Below are 14,772 nucleotides of genomic sequence, written 5' to 3'. Positions count from 1 at the left end.
CGCTTAGATAGGTAGTGGTAACGCATCCAAACCAGGGATTGGGAGCGCATCTAAACCGGGAAGTGCATCCAAGCCTGGGATAGGAAGCGAATCTAGACCTGGAAGACCACCTGCACCACCACCTAGTGCCATCAAGTTTGCGCTTAAATGATCCACTGTCAACTGAACCTGATCACCAACTAAGAAAGCGGTAGCCTGGATAATAGCGGGATCAGCACTAGGGAGAGCATCAACGATATTAGTTACTTTATCAGTAACACCGCTAAAACCTGCAACATCATTAAGTGCCGTATCGACGGTGAAAGTCAGCTGGAACAATGGCTCCGCGGCTGTGCTCAAGTCAAATGGTAGTGCATCTAAACCAGGAATCGGAAGTGCATCTAAACCAGGAAGGCCACCGCCGCTACCGCCGCCAAGACCAGGAATTGGAAGCGCATCCAAACCCGGAATACCACCCAGAAGACCGGTCAAAGCGTCTAAACCAGGTAGGCCACCAGCACCAGAAATTGGAAGTGCATCTAAACCGGGAAGAGAATCAAAGCCAGGAATGGGAAGTGCATCTAAACCGGGAAGTGAATCTAAGCCTGGAAGGCCACCTGAACCACCACCGAAGCCTGGAATTGGTAGACCAAGCATGCCCAAAAGATCCAACCCAGGTAATGCGTCAAAACCTGGGATTCCTCCACCACCTAATGCCATCAAGTTTGATGTTAAATGATCCACGGTAACCTGAGTCCGCTGACCGACAAAGAAGAAGCCACCTGAGATAACGTCAATATCACCGCTAGGAAGAGAATCAACGATATCGGTTACTGAATCAGTGATGCCGTTGTTACCTGCAACGTCATTCAGAGCGTTATCCACGGTAAAAGTCAGTTGGAACAATGGTGCCGCAGCAGTGCTAAAATCAAATGGTAGAGCATCTAAACCAGGTAGACCACCTGCTCCACCGCCAGCACCAGGAATTGGAAGTGCATCAAGGCCGGGAAGTGAATCCAAGCCCGGTAAACCACCACCCAAAAGACCAGTTAAAGCGTCTAAACCAGGTAGACCACCAGCTCCGCCGCCAGCGCCTGGGATTGGAAGTGCGTCAAGACCTGGGAGTGAATCCAAGCCCGGTAAACCACCACCCAAAAGACCAGTTAAAGCGTCTAAACCAGGTAGACCACCAGCTCCACCGCCAGCGCCTGGGATTGGAAGTGCGTCAAGACCTGGGAGTGAATCTAAACCTGGCAAAGCGTCCAAGCCCGGTAAACCACCACCAGACGCAGCACCTAATTGATTATCAACTTGAACTAGCTGTACAACAAGTACATCTAGCGGTGTACCGCCAGCCGCGCTTGCAATAGGGCTGATAATGACAGCCAGAGGACCTGCGTGCGCAGCACTTGCAGTAGCTATCAAAGACGCCATTAACGTTTTCTTGAAGAGAGAGTTATTCATAAAATCGCGCTCACCTAGATTAATTTTTTATTTCTCAGCGTCTTGCATGTTTCCACGACTGACACTTTTCCTGAGTTGCGATACTACGTGTTTTTACCTACATAAAAACGTGTTTCGGTTCACACTTTATGACTTCTTAACTAACACACCGAGGAAACCAAGGAGAATGACGCCATTCAGAAAATAAATATATCAAAAGAAACAGGACAAATTGCAATAAACCTGTTTCGCTAAGATATAGGCCACAATTAAAACTCGAACCTTTTAAGTGGAATTTGGCGCCACCCCAAAAACACGGCGCGATAACACTTGGCGAGGACAAAAACTATCTCTGTCACAACTTCATGTGGCTCATCCCAGCCTGATAAACCAATACCTACATTTACCAATCAAGAGATTTTGTGTCGCCAAAAGTTGATTTATCAGTGAGATCACCAAGAAAAAACCTGTATACGACATTTCTACTAAGTTTTAGTCAATGTCATGAGGCATTGTATCCAGCCACAGCACACATAGTCCGCACTCGTCAAAACTCAGAGCGCCAAGGGCTGTTGTGACAGGCGTAACTCTTCCACTCAAATCGGCGCCCCGTCCAAAGACAATATGCAAGCGAACTGTAAACTGTGATTTACTGTTGGTACATTGCAACACCAAACAATTAAAACGACACGAACAACAAGAGAGACAGCAATGAGTCAGTCCATTAAGCCATTTAAAGTTGATATACCTCAGTCCCAACTAGATGATCTGAAAGCACGGCTGGCCAATACTCGCTGGCCTGACACCGAGACCGTTGACGATTGGAGCCAAGGTGCGCCACTCGACGCCGTAAAATCACTTTGCGAGTACTGGCAAAATAATTACGACTGGCGGCGCTGCGAAAAGGAATTAAACCATTACCCGCAATTTACAACCGAAATCGACGGACTAGAGATACACTTCCTACACATTCGCTCCACCCATGAAAATGCCATGCCGATGATCATGACCCACGGCTGGCCTGGGTCAGTATTAGAGTTTATGAATGTGATAGAGCCACTAACAAACCCAACTGCACATGGCGGAAGCGCCAGTGACGCGTTTCATCTTGTCATCCCGTCACTGCCAGGCTATGGCTTCTCAGGCAGACCCGCAGAGAGTGGCTGGGGCTTAGAGCGCATAGCGAAAGCGTGGATTAGCCTTATGGCAAGACTTGAATACACTGCATTTGTCGCACAAGGCGGTGATTGGGGATCAGGGGTAACGAGTGCCATCGGTCATATCCATCCAGCGGAATGCTTAGCCATTCATGTCAATATGGCTCTGGCTCAGCCATCCGCTGAAGATATGGCATCACTCACCGAGCGCGATCAGAAGGCGCTAGCGGATATTCAGTACTATTTTGACTCAGATTCCGGCTACGCTATGATTCAGAAATCACGCCCGCAATCGCTAGGCTATGGCCTAGCCGACTCCCCCGCGGGCCAAGCGGCATGGATTTATGAAAAATTCCACCGCTGGACGGATAACAACGGGCGCCCTGAAGATGCACTCACCGTTGATCAAATGCTAGACGACATTAGTATCTATTGGCTGACCAATAGCGGTGCGTCATCTGCGCGACTGTATTGGGAAAGTTTCGACTCTATCTTTGCAACACCAATGACCATCCCTTGCGGCATTTCAATTTTCCCGAAAGAGCTGTTTAGACCTGTCCGTAAATGGGCTGAACAAATCTATCAAAACTTGATTCATTGGAATGAGCTAGAGAAAGGCGGACACTTTGCCGCCTTCGAACAGCCGGAGATATTTGTGAACGAAGTAAGAGCGTGCTTCGCCAAAATTCGCTAAATAAAAGACGGGGCTGACGATAAAGCCGCCATGCCCCGTTTTTGCTTTATGGGATGTCGTCTTGACTACATTACCAATGCTTGGTGATGAACTCACACAATTTATCTAATGCAACTTTGCTTTCCGGCAATATCGACATCAACTGCATATCATGACACTGACCAGGCCAGATATCGATTTCAACAGAGACCCCCGCATCACGTGCTTTCTGCGCCCCAACAACAGCCACATCGCGAAGTAGCTCCGTACTGCTGGCGGTGAAATACATGGGCGGATAACCATCAAATGGCGCCAACAAGGGTGATACGCTTGGGTCACTCGCATCATAGTCAAGCAAATACAAGCTACGAAAAAACAAAAAGGAACTGAGGCGAAACATAGGATCTCGCCCTTCATTTTCAAAGAGCGATCGCCCAGACAAAGTCCAGTCGCCAGCAGGAGAAAACAAACTCGCGGATGCAGGCATCGGTAGCTTCGCATCTCTAATTCTGGCAAGAATTGACAATACCAGCCCGCCACCAGCCGAATCACCTAGCAAGGCAATGTGATTAGCGGGTACACCACTCTCAAGTAATTTCGTGTAGCTTTCGAAACAATCATCAATCGCCGCGGGATGAGGATGCTCCGGCGCGAGCCTATAATCCGGTAATACCCCAATCGCACCGAGATTAGCGCATATTCCGGCAAGCATTGCCCGGTAGGTGTTGGGCGAACGCAGACAGTAAGCGCCACCATGAAAAAATAGAACATGCTTAGCTTTTAAGGCGTCATCAGCAAAATCGACTGGCTGTAAAACATCGGCTTTGCAGTGACTCAAATTTATATCACTTATACGGCACAATAATTCCGCTTTACCCGCAACCCGCATATCTAATCGTTCAAAACGCTTTCTCAACGCACGCAACTGCCCGAGATTCCAAATCGGACGACGAAGGAGTCTGAGAACAAAATTGAGTAAACGACTGCGAATACTTTGCTTCATCGATACATCCCTATACAGTTAAAGCCGGTTTAGAGCGCTAAATACAAGTAGGTCAATTGACCTACTGAGCCCGAGATAAACTAGGGCGCGATATACTCTGCGACAAAGGAGTTTATTGTTTTCTGTGCTGTTTTAGATGTGCCGCCACAGAAGCGCAAATGTGCTACTGAATGCGCCATACCCAATATCACTCTCGCCGCATCGGCAGCCTGGAGACTGGATCGAATAGAATTATCGACTCGCCCCTCTAGTAGCAATTTACGCAAGGCTGTAGTGGTTGCGGCATAAAACTCTTTGTACAACTCCCAAATATGACCTTTGGTATATCCACTCCACTCCAGCCAAATTGTAATGTAATTCTTGTCGCTATCCACAGCCTTAGCGAAGGATGACAGCATATCTTCTACTCGGATATACACCGGCGCATCAATATCCGTACGAACAATGACAAACCCGTCAAGCAAGAAGCGGCGAACTTCCTTGATAACCTCTGCCTGCAAGTCGTCGATAGTCGGAAAATAATGGAATACTGTTGGACTCGCGACACCGGCACGAAGTGCGATATCAGCGTGCGTTGCCTTTTCGATACCTTGCTCTGCAAAAACATCAACGGCGCACATTAAAATCTGCTGACGCCTAGCTTCAGGAGACATGCGCTTCGCTCGTGTCTTTACAGCCGCACCCTTCACAGCCGCCTTTTTATCACTTGTCACACGCCTACCTCTTCCTTGTCACATTACGCCTAAATACTAGAATCTCTATCTTATTCACAAACACCGCTGCAGGCTACCACACCACGTCTGAGAGCGATGTGATTTTTTAACATAAACAAAGGCTTACCTAACAGCCACGTTAGGCCCACATCGATAGACGCAGTACGACTATATTACCTCAGTTTTCGATGACGTTGCGCAGTCTGATACAATGACATAGAAACCGAAGAACGGCCGATTGCAGCTAAGTTTAAGGAAAATGCACCATTTATCGAGACCAGAGGGTATTAAGTCATGCTTAGGATATCGCCGTCAGTATGTATTCCAGACGACGAAATCGAGCTAAGTGCTATCCGCGCACAAGGTTCTGGCGGTCAAAACGTCAACAAAGTATCGTCCGCAATCCATCTTCGCTTCGATATCAACGCGTCATCGCTACCGGCATTTTACAAACAGCGCCTTTTAGAGCGCAATGATCAGCGAATCAGCAAAGACGGCATCATCGTCATTAAAGCTCAACAATACAGGACCCAAGAAAAAAACCGTGATGACGCCCTAACACGGCTAAGTGAACTCATCGGTGACGCAACAAAAGTTCAACCACCTCGTCGCCCCACTAAACCAACAAAAGGGTCTCAAAAACGGCGTATGGATAGCAAGTCACAAAGAGGCAAAATTAAGGCCCTACGCAGTCGTATAGAGGATTAAAGGCCTCTTTAACTGAGGTTTACAACACGCCGACATTAAAAATCATTGCCTAGCAACATTGTTTTATCAGGATCGAGGCTGAATTCCCGTCGCTGTCACAATTAATGCCCCTCGGTTTTATCGTATAGCGTAAAACCAAATTAAATCACACACTCGGACTTCTACCTTACTCAACGGCATAAGGCGTCGCTATGCAATTAAATGAAGACATCAGCAACTTCATGGAAACCCTCGTCGGTGAAGAATTTTCAATTCAAGGGATAGATAGTAGATTCGACAACGATTATATCCAGGATCTATTCTGTTTAACCTTAAATCAACTTCGTCCACACTACGTGCGCAACTCTATCGACGTAAGAATTAACATCACCGCCGAAGAACGTAACAACATCAGCAAAAATATTATCCGTGCAATTGATGAAGGGCATAAGGTGTTGCAATCAGGCCGCCGCACGGCGGATCGTGACTGATAAACCTTGGTAAAACCATGAGCTAATTCTATGTATAAGGCTAAGCGTGTCCCGCGATACGCTCCATACGCATCCACAATTAGCTGTAAATCTCTATCAGTAGCCAAGCAAACACGTAGGTAACGCACTGAGTCATTCAAGTAGTATCGGCAAAATCACTTAGAAAGCGACAATGACGTATGCTATTGAATAGCCAGCAACGAACTAGAATGGCCAATCATCTTAGGTTTTTTACTGGCCACGACCAATAGTGGCCATTCAACAACCGGAAAAAGGTTTACAACAGCAACCATCGCAACAAAAAAAAGATCTGGCAGTTCGAATCAAAGCCACTAAACCTACTTTCTGGCCTTTATATCCACCACAGCCTGAAATCCGTCTTGGTTGTCTTTGATAGATACCCCTGATACCGAATACTTGGAGTCACTTATCACTAGACCAACACCAGCTCGTACCCTAACTCTACTTGTAATCGGTTTGGCCTGCTTAGCAAAGTCCTGTGATTTAATTTCGTAGTCATCTGAAATATCAACTCCGGTACTACTAACCACACCAGAGATCACCTCTGATAATGATTCTGAATCGATATACTGAGACGATAATTCCTTTATCTCACCTATCGAGGTAATCTCTGATGAGTTTATTTTTTCAGTGATTTTCTCATTCAATTCTGCGATCTCTTGAGAGTCTTCGATCTTCGAGCTTATGCCTTTTAGAATCGAACCACAGATTTTGGCATAGGACTTCGACGAGGCTCTTGGCGACACCTTCAAAAATGACTCACTCCAGTACTTCGTCTTTTGGCCAAGATTATCGACAACGAAGACACCCTGAGAGTTAGGCAGAATCAACGCGCCCTTTTGTATCTTACTTAGCAAGATACCTGATCGCTCTACAAGGTTGAAGGAATCCGAAGACTCAGTAATTTCAATAAAATTGTCTTTATTCTCAATTTTTAGTACAGCAAGTCCACTAGACTCTACGTCGTCTACGTTGATTCCCGTGTAAAGTAAAAAAACCAAGTCACCAGCCGATATATTCTGATGAGTAGATACGGTATACAAATGCTTTGCAATCGCTTGTGTATACTCAATGAACTCACCCTCATCAGCAAATATCTTCCCAGCAATATTCGACAATGTATTCAATGACAAATCAGATTCATGAAAAAAATCATATACTTCTTTCTGTTTTGATAGCGGTAGCAAATAACTCTGAAAAAGCAATTCGCTCAATGATTCACTAATAGTTGATACGGTATTCGCAAGACGCATTCCTTCTTCATGTGTCTTATTGCCCACTCTATGTACAGCAACTTCGCGTAGTTGCGCAGAACTAACATCTATCATAACTTACCCCGATAATTTAAATCATGCTGACTACCTAATTAATCAACATCAACATATGCAAATTATTTTATTCATTGTCTAAAGCTGTAAACAGCGAATACCCCACCCTAGGCCTGTTGACACTTACAATACGATCCTTGAGCAAACAAACTTAAATCAGCCAAACCTGATACATTTACATAACTGAGAGAACCAACATTTCCGATTGAGTACTTTACAAAAGTAATGGCGACATTACTCTTGATCGTTGCAAGGAGGCATTAAGACTAAATAGCGGATAAATGGCTCTTCTGAGGCAGAATCGAGCGCTGCATTAAATGCCGTGATTAGGCCGTGACGGCATTCTACAGGAGACAAATTGATTCAGTGAAGCTCTAATTAGAATCGAAGCAAGAGTCCTGAATGGTATTGCGTCCGCGCTCTTGAGCATAATAACCCGAAGCGCGCGCAATATTTAATTTAACGCGAGATGACGCCCGCCAAGAGAGATAAATCGCTTGTATCAAAAAAATCGCGCATTAAAGGATTGACCGTTCGTCCTCAAGTACAAATTTTCTCCAAGCCATTAATATGACTTACTTTACCAACCGAGAACGCAGCTTAATCTTACATGGCACGATAACCCTCTACCTACTCATATGCTTCCAAATAATACCTTTTTGGATTTCGCTGGTACCGCCATAAATACTCTGCGCGCGTTCAAACAAGTAAGCGTCGGCAGCAATAACGGAGCTAATGGGTGTATCCATCAAAGAGGCTGACCACGTTGGAATATTTTGATCTGGAAAAACAGATGCGCTGGCGCCGTGAATAGCCAAACCTAGTTCGGTAATCGCCTGAGCGCACTCGGTACATTGTATTTTAAGCGCCGAAATAGCCGCCGCATCGTGGCCATTACATAGCGCGCGGAGGACCGAGATTTCAAGCACATCAACTTGTATATCTAACTTGGCCATACGAGCTGCAAATAAGGGATTATCGAGAAGATTACCTCCGCCATCACCTGGTATTGCTTGCGCTAATTCTCGCAGCTTACGCATGTCATTCTTCTTTTTTCCGACATGGGCGTATGACAAACGCTCATTGCCGAGTAAAACATTGGCGTAGTACCAACCCTTCCCCTCGTCACCAATGCGATTAATCAGCGGCACTTGAACATTTTCAAACGTGACGCGATTAAGTTCATGGATACCATTCATGGTGATAATAGGATGCACAGTAATGCCTGGGGAACGCATATCGACGCACAAGAAAGTAATACCGTCGCTCTTCCGTTCGTTTTTTGAGGTTCTAACCAAGCAAAATATCCAGTCAGCCCAGTGCGCAAGGGTTGTCCAAATTTTATTACCGTTGAGTACATAGTGTTCACCCTGCTCTACGGCAGATAGTGATAGGCTGGCGAGATCTGAGCCCGACTCTGGCTCAGAGTAGCCTTGAGCCCAAAAATGACTTGAATCTAGTATTTTTGGTAGCCATCGACACTGTTGTTCTACTGAACCAAATGCAACGAGAATAGGGCCAATATAAACAATCCCCATCGGAATAATATTTGCCGCACCTGCTTTTTCTAACTCCATTTCGAATATATAGCGCTGAATATCTGACCAACCGGTGCCACCGTGCTCTTTTGGCCAGCTAATTCCCAGCCACTTTTTTTTCTGCAGTGCACGCTGGGAAATTATATGGTCGTCTTTACTTAGCCGCTTACCCAGCCGAATTTTATCTTTTATTTCTGAAGGGTACTCCTGATCAAAAAAATGCCGCACATCCTGCTGAAATTGTTTGTCATGACTCGAAAGCTCAATATCCATACTCTTTACCGAAATTAGGCTAATGATTACCGCAACATGCGCTCAATCAAAAATTCTTTTTTCAACTCACGCCCAAAATCATCGAGTGTTCTAGGCAATAACTCAACCAACTAAATTTTTTACATTTCAAGGAATGGGATACATAAAACAGGGAGCCACAACACCGACAAGCTTTCAGTTACACAACTCTACCAGCATTAACCCCTTGTTTTCCTTGGGTAAACGCAACCCTGAAGGATCACACAAAAAACTAATATCTAACAAACGTCGGTTATAGTACTATTTTCACGTCACTATCTATCAACCCAATTTACATCTTTAAAGGACATTCAATGGGACGCCCGTCTAAACCCATCATTTCCCGTGAACGCGCGGCACGAGCCGCACTAAAAGTTATAGACAAAGAAGGCATCGAGGGACTCAGCTTACAACTAGTCGCCAAAAAGATCGGCGTTAAGGCACCTTCTCTTTACTACCATTTTAAAAACAAGGCAGAAATCCTCGCTGCCGTAGCACGGTTACTTTTAACCGATGCGAAAATCGAGAACGAAGACGAATATACTAACTGGCGCGATGCCCAATTAGCGCTAGCTGTCGCCACTCGCAGATCAATCCTATGCCATCCCAACGCAGCACCGCTAATACTACAATTTTTTCCGCGCAGGCTCTTACTAAACGCATACGATCGCTGGGCGGGAAAAAATGATTTGCCAGCAGAAATGCATATGATCGTTTTGGAAGGTTTAGAAAACCTTACCTTTGGCTCAGCCCTTTTCGCGGCGCGGAGTCTGTCGACAAAAACGGCATCGATGCCCGAATTTCCTGCGGAAAAATACCCGTATCTCGATGAAGCTCTCAAAACTAACCAGCTTGACGAGGAAGAAATGTTTATCGAGATTGTGCGCAGATTTCTCTATTCATTTTAGCTACACAATATGCGCTCCAATCCATTAGCAAGGCGTTTACTTGCTAATGGATTGCGTCTACATGACTTTTCGAAAATACAAAATTACTGTGTTTTAGGAATATAAATTGACTTGGGCTGGGTAAATTCTAATAAACCATCCTTCCCGTTTTCAGCACCGATCCCGGACTGTTTGTGCCCGGCCAAAGGCGTTGTCGGGGACGATTGCAAATTTTGGTTAATCCACACAGTACCCGTTTCTAAGCGATGAGCAATGGCAACAGCTTGCTCAATATCCTTAGACCACACTGCGCCGGCCAGACCGTATTCACTGTTGTTTGCCCGTGCAATCACCTCATCGATAGTACTAAATTTCAATAATGGTAAAATCGGCCCGAAGGCCTCTTCGGTAACTACGCGACTGTCGTCTGGTGGATTGTCTACCAATGTTAGCGGAAGAAAATAGCCGGTATCGGGGACCGGGCCACCTTCGAGCACGGTCAAACCAATCTCCCGCGCGTCTGTCATTAAGGCGCTTACTCGGTCATATTGCAATTTGTTCTGCATAGGACCAAATAACACGCCTTCGTCAAAGCCATTGCCCACCTTAAGCACTTTAGCTAAGCCGTGCAGACGATCCCGCATTTCATCGTAAATATCTTCGTGAATATAAAGGCGCTTGGTAGCGATACAAATTTGCGCTGTATTAAAAAACGCGCCCATAAATAATTGTTGAGCGACTGCTTTAACATCGACATCCGGCATAACAATCGCGGCATCATTTCCACCCAGCTCTAGGGTAATACGTTTAAGATCAGTAGCCGCCGAAGCCATGATACGCTTACCCGTTGCGGTGGAGCCAGTAAAAGAAATTTTGGCAAAACCGGGATGACTAGTCATCATTGGCCCTAACTCATCGCCACCACTTATAATATTTAACACTCCAGCGGGTAGAACTTCATTAAGCAATTCCCCGATACGAAGTGTAGTGACCGGCGTAAAAGGCGAGGGTTTTAACACCATGGTATTACCTGCCAACAGGGCATGTGAAATTTTCCAAAACGCCAATAGAACCGGAAAGTTCCAGGGCACAATTCCACACACCACGCCGAGCGGTACACGATGAACTTCTACCCTGCGCGCATCCGTATCTTCGGTTATCTCTACAGGCAGTTCGTGCATACCCATACCTTTAAGCCACAATGCAGCCCCCAGCACCTCGTCCCGAGCCATTGCCAGGGGGCGCCCCTGCTCAGCCGTAAACAACTGTGATAACTCATCAACATTCGCGGTAATAAGCTTCGCGCATTCCGCCAGTAACTTCCTGCGCTCATTGTAGGGATATAGCTTCCACTCCCCGTACGCACGCTGGCCGGCAGCAACGGCCATATCCAATTCTTTTTGACCAGCACGGGGCGCCGAGGCAAATACCTCGCCTGTCGCAGGATTGATCACATCCAGTCGCTCCGCGGTATTGATCAGCTCGCCGCCAATCGTCATAGAAAATTCGCAGCCGTGCTTAAATGTTGGTGTAGTCATAATGGTATCCGTTGCGGGCCTGTTAACTTTACAAGCCATAGCGGCCTTAAAAGCCAGTAAGGTAGTTTAGGCTGCTATGGTGTGAATTAAATTTGCATGTACTTTAAGCCTAGCATAAAACTATAGCAAATAGATTTATGCTAGGCTAGCATCAGCAGAATACTTTTATACCTACCACCATTAGTTTAATATCAAACTCAATACTGAATTCAGTTGATGTTCAATACAGCATCATAATAAGCGGAAGTTAACATGAATAATGCAGCTCACATCCCTGTTATCGTCGGCATCGGCGAAATCTGTGATCGACCAACCCGCCTTGAAAATGCCCGCGAACCCGTCGAACTTATGGCCGATGCCCTGAGAAACGCCGAGGCGGATTCTGGCTCCCCACTATTAGCCGATGCCCAATCCATTGAATTAATTGGCCTAGTAAGTTGGCGTTACGCCAACCCGGTCAAACTACTGTGCGAAAAGCTCGGCATTTCACCAGCACGACAGATTAACGCCAGCATGGGTGGAGAAACCCCGGTTCGTCTAATACATGAGGCCGCGCTCCGTATTCTTAGCGGCGAAACCTCTACCTCGCTCATTGTCGGCGGCGAAGCAATGAATGCGATCAGCAAGGCAATGAAGACCAAAACCCAATTACCATGGACCCCAATAGTCAGCCGCGACGAAGCGGTGCGCTTTGGTAACGACCGCATTGAACGCAGCCCCATTGCCAAAAAGCTCGGTATTAACGACCCTGCGGCTATGTACCCATTGTATGAAGTCGCCCTGCAAGCAGAGCGCGGAATTAGTCCGGCAGAAGGCAACAAAGAGTCAGCAGAGTTGTGGGCGCGCTACGCCGCGGTGGCAGCAAATAATCCCAATGCGTGGATAAAGACAAAGCCCAGTGCAAACGATATTGCCACCTCGTCAGATGACAATCGCATGATCAATTGGCCCTACACCAAATTGATGATGGCAAATCCCAATGTGAATCAGTCGGCGGCTATTATCGTTACCAGCTTGCAAAAAGCACGGGAACTCGGTGTCGCTGAGCACAAAATTATTTATATTTGGGGCGGTGGCAATGCCGCAGAGTCAGACGATTTTCTGCAGCGCAGCAGTTATAGCAACAGCAGCGCCCAAGAGGCGGTTTTAGACGCAGCCATAGACCTCGTCGGCGGGAGCGCTAAGGCCTTTTCTAAACTTGAACTGTACAGCTGCTTTCCCGTTGTCCCCAAAATGGCACTCGCCCACCTCGGCCTTAATAGCTGCGACATTTCGCCCACTGTCGCCGGCGGACTTACATTTTTTGGCGGGCCATTAAACAACTATATGAGCCACGCGTGCTGCGCCATGGTCAGTGCCTTACGCGCGGCCCCCGGCGAACTGGGCCTGCTTTACGGCCAAGGTGGCTTTGTGAATAAGCATCACAGCTTAGTCCTGAGCACAAAGCCCCCCGCAGTTGCTCTTACAACGAGATTTTCAGTACAAGACATCGCAGACCTTAATCGCACACCCCCTCCAGCCTTGGCTCCTGAAGACTATCAAGGCCCGGCGACGATCGAAACCTATACTGTGCTCCACAACCGAACCGGCCAGCCTGAACGCGGCGTACTAATTATTCGCACCGACGACCAGCGCCGCGGCATGGCAATGGTTACACCCGAAGACAACGTGTCGATGGCGATGCTATTAGACTTACAGCACAACGCAGTTGGACTAAAAGGACAAGTCTCACTGAACACCGATAAACTACCAGTTTGGCAATACAGCGCATCGGCAAGCGCATAGGGGCAAAGTATGAATATAGAATGGAGTATCAGCGAACTTAAATTCCGCGATGACGTAAGACACTTTCTCCTCGAAAATCTCAACGACGACTTACTCAATGCTGGTCGACTAATGAGCAGTGTCTATGCTGAGCACGATGCGTCAATGCGTTGGCAAAAAATTCTATATGATAAAGGCTGGCTGGCGCCGGCTTGGCCACCAGAATATGGCGGCTGCGATTGGACACCCGCACAGCACTATATATTTGCCAGTGAAAAAGCCGCAGCAGGTGCCCCGCCCACCTCGCCAATGGGCATTCAGATGTGCGCGCCTGCGCTAATCGCCTTCGGCACCGAGGCGCAAAAAGCCTTCTTCCTGCCCAAAATGCTCAGTGGTGAGCATTTTTGGTGTCAGGGCTACTCCGAGCCCAACGCAGGCTCAGACCTTGCCTCATTACAAATGCCTGCCGTTGAAGATGGCGATCACCTGATTTGCAACGGCGGAAAAATATGGCAGACCCACGCTGACGAAGCCAATTGGATTTTCTGCTTAGTAAGAACCAGCAAGACAGACCGTCCGCAAAAAGGCATTACCTTTATTCTCATCGACATGAACACGCCTGGCGTTGAAGTAAAGCCGATCATCGGCTTATCTGGCGAGCACATTCAAAATCAGGTGTTTTTCAACAATGTGCGGGTGCCCAAAGCCAATATTATCGGCAATATCGACGAGGGCTGGACGGTGGCAAAATACCTCCTGGAATTTGAACGCGGTGGCTCAGCCTACGCGCCGCTGATTAAAGTGCGCCTTGAGGAGATTCGCCAGTTTGCCGCAACAAGCGCCAGCGACATCGCCGCCAGCGTGCTCGACGAACCTTTGTTTGCCGCCAAGCTCGCGAACGCAGAGATCCAAGCCAACATCCTTGAAATCTATGAACTGCAAACACTTTGCCTGCTATCGCAGGGACAATCACCTGGCACGAACGCCTCGGTGATGAAGATTTTGGGAACTGAACTACAACAAACCGTTACCGAGTTAGCCTTAGATGCGGCCGGACACTACGGGAATAGTTTTCAGCCCCAAGCAGCGCGCCCCGGTGGCACAGTCCACTACCCCCATGCAAGCAAGGTGTACGGCCCGGGATTTGCCGCAATTGCCCCCCTGCGCTATTTAAACGAGCGCGCCGGAAGTATTTACGCGGGCTCCAATGAAATTCAGAAAAACATACTCGCCAAACTCGCGCTGGGGCTATGAGTTCT

At 47.2% G+C, this 14,772-nt stretch carries 12 protein-coding genes; 6 read left to right on the top strand and 6 right to left on the bottom strand.

Going from position 1 to position 14,772, the window contains the following annotated elements:
• Positions 1–3 precede the first annotated feature (3 nt).
• Complete coding sequence (locus tag O9X78_RS14590; protein WP_269620447.1) at positions 4–1,443, bottom strand: hypothetical protein; 1,440 nt, start codon at positions 1,441–1,443, stop codon at positions 4–6.
• A gap of 690 nt (positions 1,444–2,133) precedes the next feature.
• Here O9X78_RS14590 and O9X78_RS14585 point away from each other — a divergent pair.
• Positions 2,134–3,273, top strand: a complete 1,140-nt coding sequence (locus O9X78_RS14585) for an epoxide hydrolase family protein (RefSeq protein ID WP_269620446.1) — start codon at positions 2,134–2,136, stop codon at positions 3,271–3,273.
• Positions 3,274–3,343: 70 nt separating this feature from the next.
• Here the strand turns inward: O9X78_RS14585 and O9X78_RS14580 are convergent, their stop codons facing one another.
• Complete coding sequence (locus tag O9X78_RS14580) at positions 3,344–4,255, bottom strand: alpha/beta hydrolase (protein WP_269620445.1); 912 nt, start codon at positions 4,253–4,255, stop codon at positions 3,344–3,346.
• 80 nt (positions 4,256–4,335) lie between these two features.
• On the bottom strand, positions 4,336–4,968 hold the full coding sequence (locus O9X78_RS14575; protein ID WP_269620444.1) for a TetR/AcrR family transcriptional regulator: 633 nt from the start codon (positions 4,966–4,968) through the stop codon (positions 4,336–4,338).
• A gap of 294 nt (positions 4,969–5,262) precedes the next feature.
• On the opposite strand from O9X78_RS14575, the gene arfB reads away from it, so the two are divergent.
• Both arfB and O9X78_RS14565 read left to right on the top strand, forming a co-directional pair.
• Entirely contained in the window at positions 5,263–5,676 is a 414-nt protein-coding gene (gene arfB / locus O9X78_RS14570; RefSeq protein WP_269620443.1) for an alternative ribosome rescue aminoacyl-tRNA hydrolase ArfB, read from the top strand.
• 191 nt (positions 5,677–5,867) lie between these two features.
• Positions 5,868–6,146, top strand: coding sequence for a late competence development ComFB family protein (locus O9X78_RS14565; RefSeq protein ID WP_269620442.1), 279 nt, complete (start codon positions 5,868–5,870; stop codon positions 6,144–6,146).
• Between the two features lie 338 nt (positions 6,147–6,484).
• Here O9X78_RS14565 and O9X78_RS14560 read toward each other — a convergent pair whose 3' ends face one another.
• Positions 6,485–7,495 carry a nucleoid-associated protein gene (locus O9X78_RS14560; protein WP_269620441.1) on the bottom strand — a complete coding sequence of 337 codons (1,011 nt, stop codon included), beginning with the start codon at positions 7,493–7,495 and terminating at the stop codon, positions 6,485–6,487.
• A gap of 626 nt (positions 7,496–8,121) precedes the next feature.
• Positions 8,122–9,306: an acyl-CoA dehydrogenase family protein gene (locus O9X78_RS14555; RefSeq protein WP_269620440.1), complete on the bottom strand. Its 1,185-nt coding sequence runs from the start codon at positions 9,304–9,306 to the stop codon at positions 8,122–8,124.
• A 332-nt stretch (positions 9,307–9,638) separates the two neighbouring features.
• Between O9X78_RS14555 and O9X78_RS14550 the strand changes: the two genes are divergently transcribed.
• Complete coding sequence (locus O9X78_RS14550; protein WP_269620439.1) at positions 9,639–10,232, top strand: TetR/AcrR family transcriptional regulator; 594 nt, start codon at positions 9,639–9,641, stop codon at positions 10,230–10,232.
• A gap of 83 nt (positions 10,233–10,315) precedes the next feature.
• On the opposite strand, the gene O9X78_RS14545 is transcribed toward O9X78_RS14550, so the two are convergent.
• Entirely contained in the window at positions 10,316–11,749 is a 1,434-nt protein-coding gene (locus tag O9X78_RS14545) for an aldehyde dehydrogenase family protein (RefSeq protein ID WP_269620438.1), read from the bottom strand.
• A 252-nt stretch (positions 11,750–12,001) separates the two neighbouring features.
• Between O9X78_RS14545 and O9X78_RS14540 the strand changes: the two genes are divergently transcribed.
• Together O9X78_RS14540 and O9X78_RS14535 are read left to right on the top strand one after the other, a co-directional pair.
• Positions 12,002–13,534 carry a hypothetical protein gene (locus O9X78_RS14540; protein WP_269620437.1) on the top strand — a complete coding sequence of 511 codons (1,533 nt, stop codon included), beginning with the start codon at positions 12,002–12,004 and terminating at the stop codon, positions 13,532–13,534.
• A 9-nt stretch (positions 13,535–13,543) separates the two neighbouring features.
• Positions 13,544–14,767, top strand: a complete 1,224-nt coding sequence (locus O9X78_RS14535; protein WP_269620436.1) for an acyl-CoA dehydrogenase family protein — start codon at positions 13,544–13,546, stop codon at positions 14,765–14,767.
• Positions 14,768–14,772: the final 5 nt, after the last annotated feature.

It is taken from the genome of Zhongshania aquatica (genome assembly GCF_027257955.1).
Taxonomy (GTDB): Bacteria; Pseudomonadota; Gammaproteobacteria; order Pseudomonadales; family Spongiibacteraceae; genus Spongiibacter; species Spongiibacter aquatica.
This window is presented reverse-complemented; position numbering and strand designations above follow the sequence as displayed.

Coding starts and splice junctions, on each gene's coding strand:
- O9X78_RS14590 (WP_269620447.1), bottom strand. CDS start 1,443: ATGAATAACTCTCTCTTCAAGAAAACGTTAATGGCGTCTTTGATAGCT.
- O9X78_RS14585 (WP_269620446.1), top strand. CDS start 2,134: ATGAGTCAGTCCATTAAGCCATTTAAAGTTGATATACCTCAGTCCCAA.
- O9X78_RS14580 (WP_269620445.1), bottom strand. CDS start 4,255: ATGAAGCAAAGTATTCGCAGTCGTTTACTCAATTTTGTTCTCAGACTC.
- arfB (WP_269620443.1), top strand. CDS start 5,263: ATGCTTAGGATATCGCCGTCAGTATGTATTCCAGACGACGAAATCGAG.
- O9X78_RS14565 (WP_269620442.1), top strand. CDS start 5,868: ATGCAATTAAATGAAGACATCAGCAACTTCATGGAAACCCTCGTCGGT.
- O9X78_RS14560 (WP_269620441.1), bottom strand. CDS start 7,495: ATGATAGATGTTAGTTCTGCGCAACTACGCGAAGTTGCTGTACATAGA.
- O9X78_RS14555 (WP_269620440.1), bottom strand. CDS start 9,306: ATGGATATTGAGCTTTCGAGTCATGACAAACAATTTCAGCAGGATGTG.
- O9X78_RS14550 (WP_269620439.1), top strand. CDS start 9,639: ATGGGACGCCCGTCTAAACCCATCATTTCCCGTGAACGCGCGGCACGA.
- O9X78_RS14545 (WP_269620438.1), bottom strand. CDS start 11,749: ATGACTACACCAACATTTAAGCACGGCTGCGAATTTTCTATGACGATT.
- O9X78_RS14540 (WP_269620437.1), top strand. CDS start 12,002: ATGAATAATGCAGCTCACATCCCTGTTATCGTCGGCATCGGCGAAATC.
- O9X78_RS14535 (WP_269620436.1), top strand. CDS start 13,544: ATGAATATAGAATGGAGTATCAGCGAACTTAAATTCCGCGATGACGTA.